Origin of the sequence: Kitasatospora sp. NPDC052868 (assembly GCF_044547105.1) — a bacterium.
Lineage (GTDB): Bacteria > Actinomycetota > Actinomycetes > Streptomycetales > Streptomycetaceae > Kitasatospora.
The window spans coordinates 249,765-270,161 of the sequence record NZ_JBITZW010000007.1; the positions used below are offsets into that span (position 1 = coordinate 249,765).

Below are 20,397 nucleotides of genomic sequence, written 5' to 3' on the forward strand. Positions count from 1 at the left end.
GTGTCGGCACCGGACGGCCTTCGGTAGGAGGGTGCCCTCCGCACCCGAACGGCGTAGTGTGGAGGCAGAACACTTCGTCCGGAGCGTCGCCCATTCGTGCCCTCCGGATCTTGGTACCCCGTGTGAGTGGCGCACCCCGTCGCGCCGGCCCGACCCACGCCCCGGCCCGATCCGGGACGCGGTTCGTCGGCTCGGGGCGGTACGCCCTCGCGAGAGTCCGTGACGTGCGCTGGAAGCGACATGACCGGTTTCTCCGATCAGCTGATGATCCGCTATCTGGACCCCGCCCGGGTCGCCCGACTGCTGGAACCCGAGGACGATCCGGACCGCACCCGGCTGCGGTCCTTACTGGCGGCCGTCTACGAACCGCGCCTGCTGGAGGTCCGGTCCGTGGACTCGGTCGCCGTCACCGCGACCCACTTCCAGGTCCCGGTGAGCGCGCCGCTGACCGCCAGGGGCAGCTGGGAGAAGCTGCTGCCGGACACCGCCCAGGCCAGGGCCGTCGTGGACGTCCCGGCCCTCGCGCCGCCGCAGTGGATCGACCTGTCCCTGGAGACCGTCGTCACGGCGCGGGTCGCGCTCACCGAGGGCGCCCTCGACGCCTTCGCCTCCGAGGACCTCCCCCGCCTCTCCGAGGAGGAGTTCGCCGCCCGTTTCGCCTTCCTCGACCTCGCGGAGCTGAAGCGCCGGACCGGGGTCGCCGACCTCCGGGAGCTGCAGGAGCAGTTCCCCCGGCTGTACCGGCTGCACTACGCGCAGCCGCCCCCGTTCGACCCGGCCGCGCCCGGGCGCGCCTACCGGCTGCGCGTCTCGGTGCTGGCCTTCCCCGAACTGGACCTCGGCGCCGCACTGCGCCGGCTGGTCCGGTGCCGGCGGGCGCTGGACGACTCGTGCCCGCGGCCCGACGAGTACGACGGCGGGGACCTGCTCGCCGCCAGTGCGTGGCTGGCGGTCTTCCCCGCCGCCGCGCTGGTGTCCCCCTCCGCCCCCGGAACCGCCCGGCAGGTGTCCGACCTGCTGGCCGCCGAGGGCTTCACGACCGCGTTCGAGGACCCGATATGAGCCGGGGCCCGGGCATCGGAAGGAGCTGACGCAGCGTCCGGCCGAACGGCCCGCGCCGACCGGCCGTCACAGCCCACCACAGTCACACCCCATCACAGTCGCGCCGCGGCGCATCCGCCCCGCGGGTCATCCCGTATCACGTAAGGAGCGGTCGATGGCGGTCAAGTACATCGATGTCACCGCCACCAGCGACCTGTTCGCCCCAGCCGTCCGGGCGTACGGGGACATCGCGATCATCGGCAGGGGCGGCGGCTTCGCGGTCACCGACGCGCGGCCCAAGGATCTCAGCAGCCCGGCGGGCACCGCCACGGCCTTCCCGCCCGGTGCGACGGTGCTGACCGCGCCCTCGGCCGACACCGCGGCCGCCGGCACGGTCAGGGTCGACGCGCAGGTGCACCCGGGCACCGTCCTGAGCATCGGCACGGACGACTCCGCGGAGGTCCGCACCGTGACGGCCACGGGGGCGGGCGGAGGCGACTTCCAGCTCACCCTGGACCACCCCCTGGGGGCGGAGCACCCGGCCGGGACGGACGTCCGGGAGGTCCCCGGCGGGGACGACGAGCTCGTCCGGGCGGTGCGGATCGCCTTCCGCCAGTCGCCGCCCCCGACGAAGGTCTGGGGTGTCCCGGTGGACCGGGAGAGCCCGCAGTGGCAGACGGCGCTGGACGAGGTGGGCAAGCTCGACGTGCAGCTCGTGGTGCTGGCCGACACTCCGCTCAACACCGCCAACAGCGCGGTGATCGGCGCCCTCGCGGGCCACGTCGCCGGCGATCTCGGCGACGGCAAGGAGCGCATCGGCGTCGCCATGTTCGACCGCACCCTCGGCGCGGCCGCCGCGGTGCAGCTGATCACCGGGCCGATCAGGAGCGACCGGATGGTGCTGGTCGCCCACAAGTCCGACGAGGACGTGGCGGCGGCGACCGCCGGGGTCATCGCCGGGTACCGCCCGCACATCTCGATGCTGCTCAAACCGATCAGCATCGCCATGACCGAGGCGTTCTCCGACTCGGAGATCGACGTGTACGACCGCCACCTGGTCAACTGGATCACCAGCCCGGTCCTGCTGCCCGGACAGGCGCTGTACCTGGGCGAGGGCTACACGGCGGACGCCGGCGGCGGGAAGAAGTACATCGACATCGTGCGGACGCTCGACGACGTCGACTTCCGTATCAAGGCCGTGCTGATCGAGGCGATCGGCACGCTCCGGATCTCCCGGGTGGGGCTGCGCTCGGTCGCGACCCTGGTGCAGTCCGTGCTCTCGCCGCTGGTGGCGCAGGAGGTGCTCGAGGACTTCACCATCGTGATCCCGCTGCTGACCCTGCTCGACAAGACGGACCGGCTTCCGTCGGAGGACCACCAGATCGCGGCCGCCCGCGCCGCGCGCTCGGTCGACATGACGGTCCAGGTGGTCTACGCCGGAGCCATCCACCGGCTGAAGATCGACCTCGTCTTCACGGGCTGACCGAAGCCGAGTCAGAGGGAGTGAGAGACCATGCCCGAGGCCCTGAAATGGGACACCCGACTGACGGTGATGCTGAACGGCGCCCCGGTGACGCCCATCGACTCGTTCAATCCGACCTTCAACGTCCCGGTCCAGCCGCTGCACTCGCTGGAGGCCGACAACGTCGCCTACATCGTCCAGCCCAAGGCGTTCACCTTCACCATGGCGGTCAAGGCGATCGGCGCGACGGTGGCCACCCTGACCGCGCTGGCGATCGCCCACACCAGCTTCACCATCGCGGTCCAGCAGGCGAAGGGCACGGACTGGGCGTTCCAGGGCATCGCCTTCAACAGCTGCTACATCACGTCCGTCGCCAGCACCATCGTGATCGACGGCGTGCCCACCACGACCTTCAACTGCATCTGCCTGGAGGTCCTCCCGGAGGGCAAGGGCGGTGGCTGACCCGATGGACGGAGGAGCCGTGTCGCAACCGGACCAGGAGGTCCCGCAGTCCGTCGAGGGCCCCGGACTGATCGCGGTGCACGAGGGCGACCGGATCGTCCCGGCGCCGGGATCGGAGGCGGCCGTGTCGGCCCGCTCCGGCGCCGAGGTCCACTACTACTTCCCGATCCACGTGGTGCTGACCGGGGACATCGGACCGGAGGCCAGACAGGCCATCGAGGAAGGGATCTGGGAGCAGCTGTACCAGGCGTTCCGCTGAACGGGCGGCCCGCCGCGTGGGCGTCCCACCGGGCCTGTACCGCCCGGGGGACGCGTCGCCCCCGAGGAATCCGAGGAACGGGAATGCCGCGGATATCGTGCCACTTCCCGATCACGGTGTCGGTCGTCGGACAGCCGTCGGCAGCGGATCTGGAGGAGCTCGGACGAGTCGTCGAGGAGGCGCTCGCCGATCGGTTCAGACTGGCCCGGCGCCGGCTGGAGGCGGTCGCCGGCCAGGAGCCGGCCCACCCCGTCGAGGCCGCGGAACCCCTGCGCCCCGACCGGCTCGGCGCCACCGGACGGGTCTACCGGGTGCCCTCGTACGACGGCGGCGGCGCGCTCAGCCCCGTCAGGCTGGAGACCGCGCAGCCGCAACCGGGCGACCCGGCCCTCCTCTCGGACGCCGAGCTGGAGGCCGAGCACGGACACGCCCGCGACTGGCTGCTCGGCCACCCCGCGACGGACCCGGCCTACGCCGGCACCAAGGCGTACCTGGAGGCCCTGGAGGAGGAACTGGGGCGCCGGGCGGCGGCCGCCGCGCCGCCCAAGGGCGGCACCCCCGCCGGGAAGGCTCCGCCCGCCGCCACCGTGACCGCCCCGCCGAAGGCGCCGCTGGGGGTGTCGTCGGCCGTGCGGGCCGCGGGACCGCCACCGCCGCCGCCACCGAACGACCGGGCCCGCCGGATCACCGCCGCGCACGCCGGCGGCGCCTACGGCGAGCACGACCTGGCCTTCCTGCTCGGCGAACGCGGCTTCCGCCTCGTGGTCACGGCCTCCGGCCCCGGCGCGCACCGGCTCACCGGCCGCGGCATCGACGCGATCGCCGTCCACCCCAAGACCCGCGTGATCTGGCTGATCGACAACAAGGCCTCCGGATCCCTTGGTGCGGCCAAGGGGGAGTCGGCGACGGCACTGGGCGTCAACCTGCGCCCCAGCCTGGAGGAGGCCGTCGAGAAGATCCGCGCCATGCCCGCCTTCGAGGACAAGGCCCAGGTGCTGAGTCGGATGGAGGCCGCGCTGGCGTCCGTCCGCGCGGGCCACGGGATCCCGGCCGCGCTCGACGTCAAGCTGAAGGTGACCAACGCCGGCGGCTTCGCGCCCGATGCGGCGAGGCTGCCGCCGGGGGTGGAGTTCGAGGACCTGGTCGGTCCGGGCGTCCGGGCCGCCCGGGAGGCGGACGTCGCCAAGGCCGAGGCGGCCGGAGCGGCCACCGGGCGCCCGGCCGACCACGCCAGGACGGAGGCCATGCGCCGCCGGGTCGGCGGGGCGATGTCCCGGCAGCCGTTGAAGGTACCGGTCAGGGTGCGGATCGCGCGGGGGCTGCGCAGCGGCGGGATCGGCCTGGCGAAGCTCGTCGGGGCGCTGATCTGGGCGACCGTCGCGGCCAGGATCCGTCAGGAGTACGAGACCCGGAAGATCCGGGAGTGGACCGAGCCGAAGCTGGCGGCGATGGAACCGGAGATCCAGGCCCGGATCGAGGACCGGATCGAGGAGCTGGTGGACCTTCAGCTGGCCCGGCCGGGCACACCGCTGTACGCCGTCGTGGGCCTGCTCACCACGGTCTACCGCCGCGGCGGGGGCCAGGCGCTGATGGACGCCTCGGTCGAGCTGACCTCGGTGACCGTCTCGGCGGAGCGGGTCGAGCGGGTCGAGGAGTCGCGGGTGACCGGCGGCAGCCGCTGGTGGAGCGGGGAGTGGCAGCACGACCTGACCCGGACGACCTACGCGGTCGAGCTCGAACCCTTCGACAAGGCGGAGCTCGCGGCCGTCCTGCACGCGCGGATCGGCGCCGAGGAGGCGTGGACGGCCGAGAGCTCGATCAGTGCGGAGCAACTGCTCGACTCGCAGCGCCGACGGGACCGGCTGCTGCGTCAGCTGGCCGGGTTGGGGACGTCATGAGCCCGGCCGGAGACCTCCTCAACATCCGGCCGCACCTGCCGGACGCCGACTCGGTGACGTTCGAGGGGACGCCCGTCGGGGAGGCCGGGCAGGACCGGCAGCGGGAGCTGGCGCAGGTGCTGCTCCGCGCGGTCGCCCGGGCGGTGGAGGGGCTGCAGCCCGCCGATCTGCAGGCGCTCGGCGCCCTGCCGCCGGCCGGTCCCGCGCGGAGCGCGGCGCGGGCGGTGGACGGGGGCGGGCTCGGGGGCGGTGCCCGGTCGGCCTTCCTGTCGGCGGACCTCGCGGACGCCGCGGACGCCGCGGACGCCGCGAACGCTCCGGATTCTGCGGACGGTGGGGACACCTGCGAGGTCACCGGCCTGACCGACGTCACCGGCCCCACCGACCTCACCGGCTTCGCCGATACGGCGGATGCGTCGGCCGCACCCGCCCCGGCCGGCCCGCCGGCACCCGCATCCGTCGCTGCACCTGCTGCCATACCCGCTCCCGCACCCGCACCCGCCCCCGCGGCACACCCGGAGCCGTCGGACCAGCAGCAGCCGGAGCCCCCCGAGTACCCCGAGGAGCCGGTCGACGAGGTGGTCGAGGGCCTCAGCGGCCTGGAGGGCCGGGCGGTGCTGATCCTGCCCGGCACCAGGATCGTCGTCGTCGGCGGCCCGGCCCGGTACGTCCTGGCGGCCAACCTCACCCGGGCCCTCCAACTGGGCCGGGCGGTGTTCGGCACCACGTCGTTCGCGCTCCTGGAGGGCCCGGTGGGGTCGCAGGACAGCCGGATCCGGGTGGTCGGCACGGATCCCCCCGTCGCCAACCAGGACCTGGACGTGGCCGGCGGCCGCCTGCCCACGGGCCAGGAGACCCGTGGCGTCCAGGGCTTCTTCCCGCGGGCCGTCACCGATCCGGCCGGGCACCGCTACGACATCCTCGCGGTGCTCTCGAAGGAGCGGAACCCGCTCACCGCGGACCGCGAGGCCGCCCGCCGGTTCTCCGAACGGGTCCAGGACGGCGGGACGCAGCTGCCGCAGGAGGAGGTCCGCGCGCTGGTCTTCGACGAGCTCGACCGGCTGGTCGCCCTCGCCCTCGCGGGCGACGAGGACCGGCTCCAGCAGGCCGCGGACCGGCTGGCGGAGCTGAGCGCGGAGGCGTTCCGCCTCGTCGACTGGCCGACCAAGGCCTGCTACCTGGAGGTTCTGATCAGGGCCTGGACCTGGGCGGAGCAGGAACGCGCGATCGTCGAGATCATGTGCTCGCTGGAGAGCCTGGCCCAGCTGCGACTGGTCCGGGCGAGGCTGGCCGACGCCGGGGTCGCCACCCGGCTGTTCGAGGACATCGGGGACAACCTCTGGGACCTGGCCGTCACGGTGGGAGCCCGCTTCGGCACGAAGGAGGAGCTGACCGCCGCCGCCGTCAGGAGGCTGATCGAGGAGTCCGTCGCACTGCCGCCGAAGACCCGGGAGGCCATCCGAAGGAGCGTGCTCGCGGGGACGGCCGGACTCCTGGCCGACGAGGTGTGGGTGGAGGCCACCGCGGCCGCCGGCGCACTGGCGGGCCTGGTCGAAGGGATGCTCGACGGCGTGAAGCTGATGCTGACACGGCCCGAGCAGGTGATCGCGGGCCTCGGCGAACTCGCGCGGATGCTGGTGGCGTTCGAACTCGCCGGCTGGGGCTACGCCCCCGCGCAGGAGGAGTGCGAGCTGGTGGTCCGGCAGATCGGCCCGAAGCTGGCGGACGGTCTGCGCGGCGCGGCCATCCTGAACATCGGCGAGCGGGCCGTCTCCAAGATCAGGTGGGCCGTCGCGGTCGAGGTGGCGTCCTGGTTCGTCGGCTTCGGCGAGATCAAGGCGGCCGCCGAGGCCCTCGGCCTGACCGAGAAGCTGGCACTGCTGGCCCGCCTGCTCGGCCTGGCCGGCGAGGTCGCGAAGGCGGCCGAGGGCGAGGCGGCGCTCGCCCGGCTGAGCCGGGTGGTCCGGGCGATGCACGCCGGCAGCGCCGTGCTCCGCGAGGTCGCCGGCGAGACCGAGGTACTGAGACTGCTGGACCACCTCCCGGCCGAGGACGGCGCGGCGCTCGCCGCGGTGGTGAGGCGCGTCGAGGTCGCCGAGGGCAGCACGCTGGCCGAGCTGGCCGCGCACCCGGAGCTCGGCCCGGTGGTCGGGCGTGCGGTGCGCCGCGCGGAGATCCTGCAGACCTTCGCCGCGAAGTCCGGGGGCCTGATCGAGGAGTTGGGGCCCGCGTTCCGGCGGCTGATCGGACCGGGCGGCTTCGAGGAGCAGGAGGTGTTCGCGATGGCGCAGGCGCTCGCGCCCGGCGAGGGCGGGGCCTTCCTGGCCACCCTGGAGCGGATCGGCTGGCACCGGATCGGCCCGGGGGCGGAGGCCGGCGCGGTGTTCCTCACCGCGCTCGCCGCGAGCCCCCGGGCGATGGACGGCGTACGGGTGGTCGGCGTGCGGGTGGTGCGGGCGGCGTTCCGCCGCTCCGGCGGCGACGCCGCGCTGTTCGAGGCACTCCTGCTGGACATCACCCGCGCGGAGGACATGGCCCGGCAGACCGACAGGTACGCCGACTTCGCCACCCTGCTGGAGCGGCTGGAGAACGGTGACAACCTGGCCTGGAACGTGGTCTCCGGCGGCAAGGCGCTGGCCGCGGTCGAGCGGACGGCCGTCCTGGAGCGGATCGCGGCGATCCGCAGTCGCTACGGGCCGCTGTCGGTGCGACGGGACGCGATGAACCGGCAGCTGGACCGCCTCCGCGACCTCTCCAGGACGGACCCGGACCGCGCGATGCAGGCCCTGGAGCTGTTCGAGGGCCGCCGCCCCGACCGGGCCGGCGCACTCAGCATGGAACAGGAGCTCGCCGAGGCCTTCGAGGAGGCCGGGCTCTGGGCCGGCCGCGACGACCGGCTGCTGCTCTCCCTGCCGGGCGAGATCCCCCCGGACGCCCTGGTGGTGGTCGAGACACCGCACCGGCGGCTCGGCCGTGCCCGCCCCACCGAGGCGATGGAGCGCGGGATGCCGGGGGCCCGCCCGCCCGGCCACCCGCTCCACCACATCATCGAGGCCGGCGACCCGCGCTCGGCGCTGGTCCGGCAGATCCTGGACGAGGCCGGGATCGACGCCCGCGAGGCCGCGGCGAACGGCATCTACCTGCCGCAGACCACGATGGATCCGGCCACCGTCCCCGAGGCGCTGACCCGCCACCCGCCGCTGCACACCAAGGGCTACCGCAAGGAGCAGGTCCGCCGGCTGGTCGAGGCCCGGCGCAACGGCATGGTCGACACCGAACTCGCGCGGTTCAAGCGGGAGATCTCCGAGGGACGGTTCTTCCACATCGAGTCCGCCGCGGACCGGCGGGAGAGCATGGTGGACTGGCTGCTGCGCAACCGGGAGGAGTTCGACTTCGTCCCGGACGACGAGTTCGACGAGATGGTGGAGTCGCTGCGCCGCCGGCCCCGCGCGCCCGCTGCGCCCGCGACGCCTGCCGCGCCCGCCGCGCCGGGGACGGAAGGGTAGGGCCCCGCCATGGCCGCCGGATACAACGTCCCCGTCCTGATCGGCGCGGTGCCGCTGTTCACCGTCACCAGCCTGACCCTGAACGAGGGTTACCAGGTGGCGCGGATCGCCGGCAGCCGGCTGGCCCAGCTGGTCTCGCCGACCGCCCGGACGATCTCGGTCGAGGCGGTGCTGGTCGGGCGGACCAGGCTGATCTACAAGAAGGGCCTGGAGGCGATGGCCCTGACCTCGCGGATGCTGGCGCCGGCGGCCGCCCCCGCGATGAACTTCGCCGGGCTCCCGGTGGTCTGCGGGATGACCATCAGCCTCGACATGCAGATCACCAGCCTGAAGTTCACCCAGTCCAACCAGAAGCGCGACGCCATCGACGTCAGCATCACGCTGGAGTACGTCCCGCGCTCCAGCGTCACCGCCGTCCTCGGGGAGGCCATGGACCTGCTGCTGGCCGCCGGCCTGGCGGCGACGCCGAGCGTCAGCGAGATGGTGCCGGTCTCGCGCCAGTTGGGAGGCAAGCTGTGAGTACGCTCGAATTCCGCCGGCTGCCGGTGGAGCCGGACGAGGGCCTTCCGCAGGCGTTCAACTGCCCGATCGGCGGCATCGGTTACGACTTCGGCCTGTACGCCGCAGTCCGCACCGGCGCCGACGATCCGCCGCAGACCCTCTACGACCTCGCCGCACCCGCCCGGCCCGGCGGGGAGAGCGGACCGCCGGGCTACCTGGTCCTGCGGGTGGTCGGCCCCGGACCGCAGGGCCCCCGGGTGGTGTTCCTGCGCAAGCTGGTCGCCGAACCGGACCTCGTCCACTACGCGGACCGGCTGGCGATCCGGCTGCTGGAGGCGAGACTGGCCCGCGGCAACCTCAACGGCGGCGGCCACTTCGGCAGCAGCATCGTGATCGGGGTGGCGCTGCGATGGGCGTGATCCTCTGGTACCAGGTCGACTTCCCCGAGCTCGGGCTGAAGGTCTCCAACGACGCCTCGAACGAGGTGGTGCTCAGTGACGCGGAGATCACCGTCGGCTACGGCTTCGGGCAGCCGGGGGAGTTCCAACTCCACCTGGCGGCCCTGCCGTTGGCGGCGCACCGGAAGCTCGGCAGCGCGCTCAAGGGTGAGCGCGGCGACCAGCAGGGCGGTGTCGCGGTGGAGATCGGCCTCGGCTACCTGGAGTCGCGGGCCTCCCACCGGACCGTCCTGCGCGGCCGGGTCGACTCGATGACCGCCTCCCGGCGGTTCCCGCCGCTGGGCGTGCGCCTGAGCGGCTACGAGGAGGCCGCGTTCAAACTGCTGACCACCCGGAAGGTCGACGACGAGGGCGCCCGGCCGGAGATGGCCAGGGCCGCGGGGAAGGACACCACGCCCGCGGCGATGGCCGAGCACATCCTGGAGAAGGCCGGCGTCGCGCTGGCCGGCGAGGCGACCCCGACCAGCCCGGAGCACGCCGGCATCAACGCCGACGCGCAGAACGCCTTCGGACTGCTGGAGGAGATCGCGCGCCGGTACGGCGCCGAGCTGCTGGTCCAGGAGGACGCCGTGCAGTTCGGCACCGCCGTCACCTACCCGCCGACGACCGGGCTCCCCGCGCTGCCCGACCCGGCCGCCGTGCTCGCCCTGCTCAGCGGCGAGGACAGCCTGATCGTGCCCCGGCGCATGACCAGTACCCGGCTGGCGGAGTTCCAGCCGATCCAGGTCGGCGCCACCGGGAAGCAGCGGGTGGTCACCGACCTGCCGACGCAGAGCTCGGTGTCCGCCTTCGACTTCACCGTGCTCGGCCTGCCCGAACTGCGGGCCGGCGAGCGGGTGGCGGCGAGCGTGGACGGCTACCAGAACCCGCTGGAGGGCTTCCGGATCCTGCAGCTCACCCACTCCTTCTCGCCCACCACCGGCTACGTCTGCACCGGGCGGGCCGCCGCCTTCAAGGAGGGCGGCGGCAACCGGCCCGACACCGAGGCCGCCCGCAAGGCCGGTCCGCCGGCGATCGCCGACGCGATCGCCGGGAGGATCCGCGACGAGCGCAGGCTCGCCCCCTCGGTGGACGTGGGCCAGGTGCGCGGTGCCAAGCCCGCCGAGCGGCTGGCGAGCCTGGGCTACGGGCAGGCCCAGACGGAGACGGTGGCCTCGCCGAGTACCGGCCTGCCGATCACGGCCGGCGGCCCGGTCCTCGGCGACAAGCCGCTGGCCTCGCCGTTCGCCTGGCACCGCGTCGGCCTGTCCGTCCCCGTCTACGAGGGCATGCGGGCACTGCTCAACCAGGTCCGCGACGCCCGCGAGGACGCCGTGGTCACCGGGTTCCTGTGGGCCGACGACGCGGCGATGGACCGCCCCGAGGCGGAGGCCGGCGACTGGTGGCTCTGCCTGCCGACCGGGCTGTCGCCGGGCGCCGACCCGCGCCCGACCGGCAAGGGCGTCAACGACCTCACCGGCGCCGACGGCCGCCGGGTGGTGGAGGCGATCGGACTGAAGCTGTCGGTCGGCAGGTCCGGGTGCTCCGAGGTCGGCGCACGACCCCGGGAGGGTCCCGCGGAGGAGTTCCTGCTGAGCCACGCCTCGGGCGCCCTGGTGCGGATCGACGACGGCGGGAACGTCACGGTCAAGGCCGCCCCCGGCAAGGCGGTGACCGTCGGCGCCGGCCAGGCCGGCGTCACCGTCGGGGACGGCAAGGCGACGCTCACCGACGGCCTGGTCACCCTGGTCGTCGGGGACGGAAAGGTGGCGATCAAGTGATGCCCCTCGTACTCGTGGAGGGCGCGCTCCTCCGCTGCTCGCACGGCGGGCAGAGCAGACTGCTCGGGGGCGACCAGCGGGTCACCGTCCGCGGCCTCGGCGTGCTCACGGGCGGCGCGGAGACCGGCTTCGTGTTCGGCGGCACCGACCCCCCGCCGCCACCGAACATGGTCACCCCCTGTCCGATCAGGACGCCCGACGGCAGCAAGGCGGTGCCCTGCACGATCGCCGTCCCGGCGGCGCCGCCCGGCCTCGCCCGGACACTCACGGTCGGCGGCACACCCGTCCTGCTGGCCGCCGCCGGCGGGCCCACCGTCAGCGTCCCGGTGCCCGGCACCTGGAGCGTCGCCGACCCCGGGCAGACCGTCCTGGAGGCGAGCTGATGACCGACCTCGGCACCGACCTGCCCGGCATCCCCGACTTCCGGCTGCCCGAGGGACCGGACGCCGCCGGTCCGGGCGCGCCCAGCCTCGGCCGCAGCCTCGCGGTCGACGCCGGCGACCTGGTCGTCGACACCCGGACCGGCGGCCCGGCGCTGGTCGAAGGCCTGGACGCACTCGCCCAGGCGCTGGTCCTGACCATCGAGACCCAGCTGGGCAGCGACCGGATCAACACCGGCTTCGGCTTCGACCGCCTCGCCGTCGGCCGCTACGCACTCGGCGTCCACGCGCGCAAGGAGTACATCCGGATGCAGCTGGTCCGCTGCCTCGGCGCCGACCGCCGGGTCGCCGACGTCCGGGAGGTCTTCTTCGAGGACGACCCCCGGTACTTCGAACTCCGGCCGGGGCTCGACGAGGCCGCCCGCGAGCGGATCGTCGGGTCGGCCCGGGCCCGCCGCGGCTACACCGCCTACGCGATCATCGAAACCGTCGCCGGCTCCACGCTGACCCTCGAGTCAGGAGGACGCCTTGAGTGAGCACGCCCCGACCGACCGCGCCCTGCCCGACCAGGCGCCGGACGGCCACGACCAGTACGGCGTGACCGCGGACGGCTTCGTCATCAAGGGCATCGACCGCGTCATCGCCGACCAGCACGCCCGCGCCAGGGCCATGTTCGGCAGCGACGTCGACCTCACCTCCGGAAGCGCCCTGCGCAAGGTGCTGGACGCCGCCGCCCTCCACGTGCACGAGCTCTGGCGCGGCCTGGAGGACCAGTACTACGCCAACTACGCCACCACCGCGCAGGGCCCGAGCCTGGACCTGCTCGGCACCGACCTCGGGGTGGAGCGGCGGCTGCTCCAGGCCACCGGAGAGGTCGCCCTGACCCTGACCGGCTTCGAGGCCGAGCGCCCGTTCGTGCTGCCGCAGGGCACCGTCATCGAGACCGTCGACCCGCCCAGGACCAGCCTGCGGACCACCGCCGCCGTCCGCCTCCAGGTCGACGCGCCCCCCGTGGCGGTCGGCGTCCAGGCGGTCCTGCGCGGCCCCGACGGCGACGTGCCGGCCGGTGCGCAGCTTCGGCTGGAGCCCACCTGGGCCCGCGTCCACCTCAACCTCGGCCCCGCGACCGTCGCGGTGGCCAACCGCGAGGCGGTCCTCGGCGGCAGGCTCGCCGAACCCGACGACGTCTACCGGGCCCGGCTGCTGGGCGTGCCCCGCACCCTGTGGACCCAGGACGCCGTCCTGGCCAGGATCCTCGACCTCCCCGGGGTGCGGGACGCGGCGATCTTCGACCCGCTCGGCGGCGTGGACGCCTCCCGCAGCCGCTTCACCACCTACCGGTTCGGCCAGCGGCCCTTCTCCGCCGAGCCGCCGACCGGCTCGCCGTACTACTTCGACGTGGTCGTGGCGGTCGAACCGGGCTGGCCCTGGGACACGGCGGACGGCGACATCCCGCCCGTCCACGACGCCGTGGTGGAGGTCGTCCGGCAGTGGCGGCCGGTCTCCGTCTTCCCCGACATCAAACCGGCCAACCAGGTCGACGTCGGATTCCGGGCCACCCTGGTGGTCCAGGCCGGCCACGACCCGGACGCCATCCGCGGCGAGATCCTCGCCGCCGTCCACTCCGGGGTGGACGGCCTGCGGATGGGCCGCGGCGTCCTGCACTCGGACCTCGTGCTGACCGCCCGGTCGATCGCCGGGGTGGCCGACGTGCAGAACCTGCGCCTGCGCCGCTGCGCCCCCGCCTTCGGCGAGGTCGGCTTCGGCGGCGCCGGCTACGGCAGCGCCGAGGAGCTGTCCGTCGGCGAGAACCTCCGGCTCGCGCCCGACGAGATCGCCCGCTTCGCCATCGACGGCCCGCTGATCGACGTCCAGGTGTCGGTCCGATGAGCGCCGACTTCCTGGACGTCATGCGGGGCGGGCTCACCGCGGCCTACGACCGGGGCATGGAGCGGCTCCCCATCGGCCTGGCGCCGGACCCGGACCAGACGCTGCACGCCGTTCACGACGCCGGCTTCCAGGCCTATCTGGACCGCTACGGACGGCTCCCGGACTCCCCGCGCTACCTGCTCGCGCCGCGCGCCCGGACCACCGGACCGCTCGTCGTCAGGGTCTGGTTCGCCCGGACCGCCGGGCCGGCCGAGGAGTCCGTCGAGGTGCGCTTCCCCGCCGGCTGGCCGGCCGGCCGGGACCAGGCGGTGGAACTGCCCGGCACCGCGGCCGGGCTGACCCACCGCGTCCGGTTGACCCGGGTCGAGCCGCTCGCCCCGGCCCCCCGGACGGCGGCGGACTGGGAGGTCACCGCGCTGCTCGGCAACCTCGCCAAACTCCTCTGGGTGATCGGCCGGGACTACGAGGAGCTGACCGGCCGGCTCGCCGAGGTCTCCGCCCAGCGCCACGCCTCCACCGCCCGCGGCATCAGCCTCGACCTGCTCGGTGAGGACCTCGGCGCCCCGCGCTTCCCGCCCAGGCCCTACGCCTGGGACGAGCAGACGCTGGCGCTGTACCACCTGGACGACCGGGCCGGGCCCGGCGGCGAGCCCGCGGACGTCGCCGACGCCGCGGCCCTGTTCGGCGCCACCGACCATCCGGGCCACAACGCGGGCGCGCTCAGCGGGCGCACCGGCCGGTTCTCGGCCGCCTTCGAGTTCGCCGGCACCGGAAGTATCACCATCGACCCGGATCCGGTCCTCGACACCGGGCCGGACGCCCCGCTCACCGTCGAGGCCGTCGTCCGGCCGGCCCGCGCGGACGCCCCGGTCGGGGCCGCCACGCCGCCGGGGGCGGTCGTCGCCAAGCGCGCGCTGCTGAACTCCGCCGACTCACCGGGCTGGTCACTGACCGTCGGACCGTTCCGCGGACTCGAACGCAACCTGCGGCTGTCACTCGCCGACGACCGCGGCCACTCGATTGACCTCTTCGCGGACCGGGACCTCGGCGACGGCCTCTTCCACCACGTCGCCCTGGTGGTCGAACGCCTGCCCCGTGCCCCCGGCGAGCCCTCCGGGCTGCGGCCCGCCGCCGTCCGGCTCCACCTCGACGGCGCCGAGGCGGCCCGCGGCTGGCTGGAGCACCTGGGCTCGCTCGCCGGCCCGGAGGGGATCGTGCTCGGCCTGGGCCGGGAGCAGACCGCCGACGGCCCGGTCGACGCCCAGTACTCCGGCCTGATGCAGGAGGTCCGGATCTCGCGTGCCGCCCGGACCGGCTTCGAACCGGTGACCGGAGAGGGCGACGCGCACTACCGGATGCGGCTGGCGCTCTTCCAGAGCTGGCTGGTGCCCACCGTGGACGCGCTGCGCCGGGCGCTCAACGGCCCGGGCCCGGACGGGACCGCCCAGGCCCCGATCGAGATCGTCGAGGCGGCCGAGACACCGGCGACCGGCACGCTGCACCTGCGGGTCCTGCCCGGCCCGCTCGTCCGGGGCCAGAGCATCACGGCCGACGGCGACCAGCGCGCGGGGGAGGCCGACACGGTCGGCTCCCCGGACGACGAACCCGACTTCGACCCGGGCTGGCTCTGCGCGTACGAGGGGAAGGACGCCCGCGGCCCCGACCCGGGCGGGGCCGCGGGCGGCCCGGTCCTGATGCAACTCGGCGTCAAAGTGGCCCTGGAGGCGCTGCTGGACCGGCTCGCGGCGCAGCCCGGGGCGCTGCACGTCCTGCGGGCCCACGACCCGGCCGCCACCGACCTGCACAAGGTCGGACGGGCCCTGCTGCTGCGCCACGACGCCGTCCCGCCCGGCGAACTCGCCGTCCACGCCCACGCCGTCGGCTTCGGCTGGGTCCAGCACACCGGCGAGGGCCTGGTCCACGTCGCCCAACCGCGCGGCCCGGCCTTCCGCATCCTGGTCGACCCGCCCGGCCACCGGGTGCGGGCGGGCGAGTCGGTGTCCCTCGGGCTGGAGCCGAGCCCGGCCCGGTCGGCCGGAGCCGACATCCGCTGGTCGGTCACCCGCTGCGGGCCGGGCCGGGCCACCGTCGGCCAGGGCGTCCCCGCCACCCTGACCGCCGAGGCCGCCGGGGAGGTGACCGTCCAGGTGGAGGTCGCCCGGGCCGGACACGTCCGCGGCGGCAGCCTCGTGGTGCGGATCTCCCCGGCCGTCGGCGGGCCGGCCGTCGGGGAGTCGATCAGCCGAGCCGGACTGGCCGGGGCCACCGAGGAGCAGGCCGCCGGCCCGCGCTCCGCGGACTTCCACCCGGACTACCTGCTGACCCGCACCGACGATCTGACCGGCGGCCCGGGCCCCGCCGTCGACTACGGCACCGACCCGGCCGACCGCCGGATGCAGTGCGTCACCTCCCGCGCCCTGGACCGGCTGCTCGCCCTGCTGCCCGCGGCCGGCACCCTGTCCGTGTCCGGGGCCTTCGACCCGGCCGCGCCCGGGCTGCGCGCCCAGGGCCGGGCGCTGGTACTGCGCCACTCCGCGCTGGCCGCCGGCGCGCTGGCCGCGCTGGCCTTCGACGCCGGCTTCGACTTCGTCAAGGTCGCCCGGCCGCCCGCGTCGGCGGACCCGCCGCAGGTCGAGGCCGCGGTGGCCGCGGGTGAGCGGATCGAGGTGCGCGGCCCGTCCGAGCTCGCCGTCGGCGAACAGGCGAAGGTGACCGTGGAACCGCACGCCGCGCCGGTCGACGCCTGCTTCACCCCGGACGGGGCCCGGGCACTCCTCGCCGACCGGGGCAGCCACCGGGTGGCCGCCTTCACGGTGGCCGCGGACGAGGCCGACGCCTTTCCCCGGCTCCGGTTCGACCGGGCGGCACCGGTCGCGCCCTTCCCCGGCCCGCTCGCCCTGGCGGGCGGCCGGCTGTACGTGGCGCACGAGCTCGCCGGCTCCGTCTCGGTGCTCGACCCGGTCACCCTGGCCGCCGTCGCCCCCGCCATCACCGGCCCCCGCCCGGTCGCCGTGGGCACCGACGGCAACCGGCTCTTCGTCGCGTACGCGGGGGAGCCGAGCCTGCGCGCCTACGATCCGCAGACCCAGCAGCAGGCCGGAGCAGCCCTGCCCCTCCCGGGCGTTCCGCTCGGTCTCGCCGTCAGCGCGAACAGCCCCGCCCTGGTCGTTCTGCTGGACGGCGGCCGGTTCTGCCGGGTGGTCAGATCCACCCTGAAGGTCCAGGGCGCCCCCGTCGGTACGGGCACGGGAACCGACCCCGGCACCACCGACACCGCCCTCGCCGCCGCGTTCACCCCGGACGGGGCCAAGCTGTACGTGGCCCGTCTGACCAGGGGCCCGGCCGGCCGGGCCGCCGCCTCCGTGCTGGTCTACCCGGCGGGCGCCACGACGGCGGCCGTGACCATCGGAGGCTTCCCCGGCTCCACCGCGCTGCTGCTGCTGCGGCCCGCGCCGGACGGGCGGCACCTGTACGCGGCGACCGCGGGCTCCGGCCCGGTGGCCGGGCGGCTGCACGTGATCGACACGGCCGGTGACACCCTGCTGCCGCGCGCCGCCGCACTCGGCGGCGACTGCCGGGCCCTCGCCGTCAGCCCGGCGGCGGCCCCGTACCCGCCGTGCCTGCTGGCCGCACCCGAGGGCACGGCCGAGGTGCTGCTCGCCGACCCGGCGCCGCTCGGCGAATCCCCGCCCCGGCCGCCGCGGCCGGTCTCCCGCCGGGTGCTGGGCCCCGGGGGCGCCCGGGAGCTCTCCTGGTCGGTCACCCCGTCCTCCTACGGCCGGGTGGTGCCCGACTCGCAGACCGCACCGGTCAACCGGATCGAGGGCAGGGCCCCCGGCGTCGTCCCGGTCCGGGCGAGCTACCTGCCGAGCGGGGGGCTGCGGCCCTACCAGTGCGAGGTCCGGCTCGCGGCGGACCTCGACGGCGACCGCGACGTCCTGATCAGCAAGGACCGCTACGACCTGGTGCTCAACATCCTCAACTGGTTCCACCCGATCGGCGTCGAGTTCCGCACCGACCGCCTGCGCGCCCACGTACGGGAGCTGTCGGGGGACGCGGCCGACACCGACCTGCTGCCGGCCTACACCTTCCCCACCTACCACCGCTCGGACGAGCTCCCGTCCCGTTCCCCCGCCCGATTCCCCGCCCGATTCCCCCGCCCGGACAAGGACGACCAGCCATGATCAACGAATACGTCCCGAAGTTCTCCCACACCGACTGGATCGACAACGAGGACCGGGTGCAGGCAGGCGGGGAGAAGGGCATCAACATCCGGTTCCACGACCTGGAGGACGAGTTCAAGTCCCTCGCGGACAAGCACCTCAACCCGCTGATCAGGGCGACGGTCCGGGAGGAGTCGTTCCTCTCGCTCGTGCCGATCCTCACCCCGACCAAGGTGCCCGACTCCGGCACGCAGCCGCCGCTGCCCTGGCTGCTGGCGACCGACGTGGCGCAGAAGGCGCCGGGGGCCGAGGAGGCGCACGGCCTGATGAACGTCGTCCTGCCGGAGGGCGCCGAACTCAAGTCGTTCCTGGTGCGCGGCACGAGGCCGAGCGACACCAGCATCATCACGGTGACCCTCTTCCGGAAGGACTTCTCCGGCGCGGGGGCAGACCCTCTCTTCAGGGTCGGCACGCTCGGCACGGCAGCCGACCCACTGGTCCCGGGGGCGACTGTCACCAACCGGACGCACCGGTACTTCATCACGGCGGACCTCACCAAGGCGGCCACCGCGGTCGGTGCGGACTCGGTGAAGCTGTCCTGCTTCCAGATCTCCTACCAGTGACCGGGGCCGACCATCGGAAGGAGGTGGCGGGATGCCGCTCGGACCGCCGCAGACGCAGGGAGGGATCCCCAGTTCCTTCGACCCGGGACAGGAGGATCCGCCGATCAGCTTCGGCGTGCACGGGGACAACGGGTCCGGTCCGGGGGTCGTCGGAAGCAGCAGCACTTCGGCCACCACCGCTTCCGACGCCGCCGAGAGCGCAATCGAAAGCGGGGCGGGTGTCCTCGGCATCAACATCGCCGTCCGGGGCATCGGCGTCCACGGAGGATCGCCGCGATCCGGGAGGCGTCGATGCAGCGCACGCACCGGACGGAGGGCGACCGGTAGGAGTGAACCCGGGAGACCGAGAAGGGGCCGGGAAGGGACCGGGAAGGGACCGAGAAGGGACCGAGAAGGGACCGAGAAGGGAAGAGGCCATGCCCATCAGACCGCCCGAATCACAGGACGTGCCCAGTAGTTTCGACCCGGCGCAGGAGGATCCGCCGATCAGGTTCGGGGTGTTCGGGGACAGCAACGTCGGCCCGGGAGTGCTCGGGTGCAGCGGACAGGCCGGTGGCGACGGCGTGCTCCGGAGCGGGGCCGGCGTCCTGGGCCTGAACATCGCCACGCAGGGCGTGGGGGTGCGCGGTGTCTGCCGCCTCGGCACGGGGGTCTCCGGGAAGGGCGGCGGCTCGGGCGCCGGCGTCGAGGGCGAGGCGGGCGCAGGCCCGGGGGTGTCCGGCACCAGCGCCCTCGGTGTCGGCGTGACAGGACTGAGCAACGGCGCGGAGGCGGGTGTATCCGGCACGAGTGCGCAGGGCGTCGGGGTCAGCGGGACGGGTGGCGCCAACGGCGCGGGAGTGGCCGGGACGGGGGTCAACGCTCCCGGGGTGTTCGGCGAGAGCGAGAAGGGCGCCGGGGTGGCCGGTACCGGTCACCAGGGCGCGGGCGTGCTGGGGCAGGGGCGCGGGTCCGGCCCCGCGGTGCTCGGTGAGGCCGGGGACGGACCAGGGGTGAAGGGCGTCAGCAGCCGGAACACCGGCGTGCAGGGCGTGGCGGAGGCCGGCGACGGGGTGTCCGGCACCTCGACCGGCGGGACCGGGGTGTCCGGGTCGTCGGCGATCGGGACGGGGGTGTCCGGCGCGAGCACCCAGGGCATCGGTGTCGAGGGCAGGGGCGGCCCGACCCAGGCCGGGGTGGTGGGGACGAGCGACGAGACGACCCCCGATGCGGAGGGGGCGACCGGGATCGGTACCGGGGTCCTCGGCAGCGTCGAGGTGGGCACCGGCGTGGCCGGGACCTCCGTCGAGGGGCAAGGCGTGTCGGGCTTCTCCGTCGATGGACCGGGCGTGAGCGGGACCAGCAGGACGCGTGTCGGGGTGTGGGGCGAGAGCGGCGACGACGGCTTCGAGCTCAGTCTCGGGATTCCCTTCGGGGCCATCGGGGTGGCCGCGGTGGGAGACGTGGGCCTGGTCGCCAGCGGGGTCACCCGGGCGGCCGACTTCATGGGCGATGTCAACGTCTCCGGCAGCATCAACAAGTCCGCGTGCAGCTTCCGGATCGACCACCCCCTCGACCCGGCGCACCGCGTCCTCTCGCACTGCTCCGTCGAGTCCTCGGAGCGGAAGAACGTCTACGACGGCACGGTGACCCTTGACGCGCAGGGCCGGGCGACGGTCGAACTGCCGGACTGGTTCGAGGCGTTGAACGAGGACTTCCGCTACCAGTTGACCGCGCTGGGGGCTCCGGCGCCGGAGCTGCACGTGAGTCGCGAGGTCGGCGACCACAGCTTCGCGGTGGCGGGCGGCGGCCCGGGGCAGCGGGTGAGCTGGCAGGTGACCGGCGTCCGGGCCGACGCCTGGGCGCGGGGCCACCCGCTGGTCACGGAGGAGGAGAAGCCGCCGGCCGAGCAGGGCTACTTCCTGCATCCCGGTGAGCACGGGGAGCCGCCCGAGCGGGGGATCGTCGCGGCGCGTCGGCAGGTGCCGCTGCGCCAGGTGAGTTGGAGGTGAGGG

The 20,397-nt window shown here is 74.5% G+C and carries 15 protein-coding genes; all 15 read left to right on the forward strand.

Translation table 11 applies throughout. The features are described 5' to 3' along the window. The first annotated feature begins 240 nt into the window (after positions 1-240). The 15 genes from ACIGZJ_RS14880 to ACIGZJ_RS14950 all read left to right on the forward strand — a co-directional run bounded on the left by ACIGZJ_RS14880 (position 241) and on the right by ACIGZJ_RS14950 (position 20,394). Positions 241-1,062, forward strand: coding sequence for a hypothetical protein (locus ACIGZJ_RS14880; RefSeq protein WP_396457567.1), 822 nt, complete (start codon positions 241-243; stop codon positions 1,060-1,062). Positions 1,063-1,216: 154 nt separating this feature from the next. Continuing rightward, complete coding sequence (locus ACIGZJ_RS14885) at positions 1,217-2,524, forward strand: hypothetical protein (protein WP_396457568.1); 1,308 nt, start codon at positions 1,217-1,219, stop codon at positions 2,522-2,524. Between the two features lie 30 nt (positions 2,525-2,554). Further along, entirely contained in the window at positions 2,555-2,965 is a 411-nt protein-coding gene (locus ACIGZJ_RS14890) for a hypothetical protein (protein ID WP_396457569.1), read from the forward strand. 19 nt (positions 2,966-2,984) lie between these two features. Then, entirely contained in the window at positions 2,985-3,224 is a 240-nt protein-coding gene (locus ACIGZJ_RS14895) for a hypothetical protein (RefSeq protein WP_396457570.1), read from the forward strand. An 83-nt stretch (positions 3,225-3,307) separates the two neighbouring features. Continuing rightward, entirely contained in the window at positions 3,308-5,122 is a 1,815-nt protein-coding gene (locus ACIGZJ_RS14900) for a hypothetical protein (protein ID WP_396457571.1), read from the forward strand. Next, positions 5,119-8,628, forward strand: a complete 3,510-nt coding sequence (locus tag ACIGZJ_RS14905; protein WP_396457572.1) for an AHH domain-containing protein — start codon at positions 5,119-5,121, stop codon at positions 8,626-8,628. The genes ACIGZJ_RS14900 and ACIGZJ_RS14905 overlap by 4 nt, the downstream gene beginning before the upstream one ends. Positions 8,629-8,637: 9 nt before the next feature. Beyond that, entirely contained in the window at positions 8,638-9,147 is a 510-nt protein-coding gene (locus ACIGZJ_RS14910) for a hypothetical protein (protein ID WP_396457573.1), read from the forward strand. Further along, positions 9,144-9,548: a hypothetical protein gene (locus ACIGZJ_RS14915; protein ID WP_396457574.1), complete on the forward strand. Its 405-nt coding sequence runs from the start codon at positions 9,144-9,146 to the stop codon at positions 9,546-9,548. Before ACIGZJ_RS14910 ends, ACIGZJ_RS14915 begins: the two co-directional genes overlap by 4 nt. After that, positions 9,539-11,347, forward strand: coding sequence for a hypothetical protein (locus tag ACIGZJ_RS14920; protein ID WP_396457575.1), 1,809 nt, complete (start codon positions 9,539-9,541; stop codon positions 11,345-11,347). Before ACIGZJ_RS14915 ends, ACIGZJ_RS14920 begins: the two co-directional genes overlap by 10 nt. Beyond that, positions 11,347-11,730, forward strand: coding sequence for a hypothetical protein (locus ACIGZJ_RS14925; RefSeq protein ID WP_396457576.1), 384 nt, complete (start codon positions 11,347-11,349; stop codon positions 11,728-11,730). Before ACIGZJ_RS14920 ends, ACIGZJ_RS14925 begins: the two co-directional genes overlap by 1 nt. Beyond that, positions 11,730-12,263 carry a hypothetical protein gene (locus tag ACIGZJ_RS14930; RefSeq protein WP_396457577.1) on the forward strand — a complete coding sequence of 178 codons (534 nt, stop codon included), beginning with the start codon at positions 11,730-11,732 and terminating at the stop codon, positions 12,261-12,263. The genes ACIGZJ_RS14925 and ACIGZJ_RS14930 overlap by 1 nt, the downstream gene beginning before the upstream one ends. Further along, positions 12,256-13,617 carry a baseplate J/gp47 family protein gene (locus ACIGZJ_RS14935; RefSeq protein WP_396457578.1) on the forward strand — a complete coding sequence of 454 codons (1,362 nt, stop codon included), beginning with the start codon at positions 12,256-12,258 and terminating at the stop codon, positions 13,615-13,617. Before ACIGZJ_RS14930 ends, ACIGZJ_RS14935 begins: the two co-directional genes overlap by 8 nt. Further along, a complete protein-coding gene (locus tag ACIGZJ_RS14940; RefSeq protein WP_396457579.1) occupies positions 13,614-17,801 on the forward strand; it encodes a hypothetical protein in 4,188 nt (1,395 codons plus the stop codon). The genes ACIGZJ_RS14935 and ACIGZJ_RS14940 overlap by 4 nt, the downstream gene beginning before the upstream one ends. Further along, positions 17,798-18,403: a hypothetical protein gene (locus ACIGZJ_RS14945; protein ID WP_396457580.1), complete on the forward strand. Its 606-nt coding sequence runs from the start codon at positions 17,798-17,800 to the stop codon at positions 18,401-18,403. The genes ACIGZJ_RS14940 and ACIGZJ_RS14945 overlap by 4 nt, the downstream gene beginning before the upstream one ends. 416 nt (positions 18,404-18,819) lie before the next feature. Continuing rightward, a complete protein-coding gene (locus tag ACIGZJ_RS14950) occupies positions 18,820-20,394 on the forward strand; it encodes a hypothetical protein (protein WP_396457581.1) in 1,575 nt (524 codons plus the stop codon). The last annotated feature ends 3 nt before the right edge of the window (positions 20,395-20,397 follow it).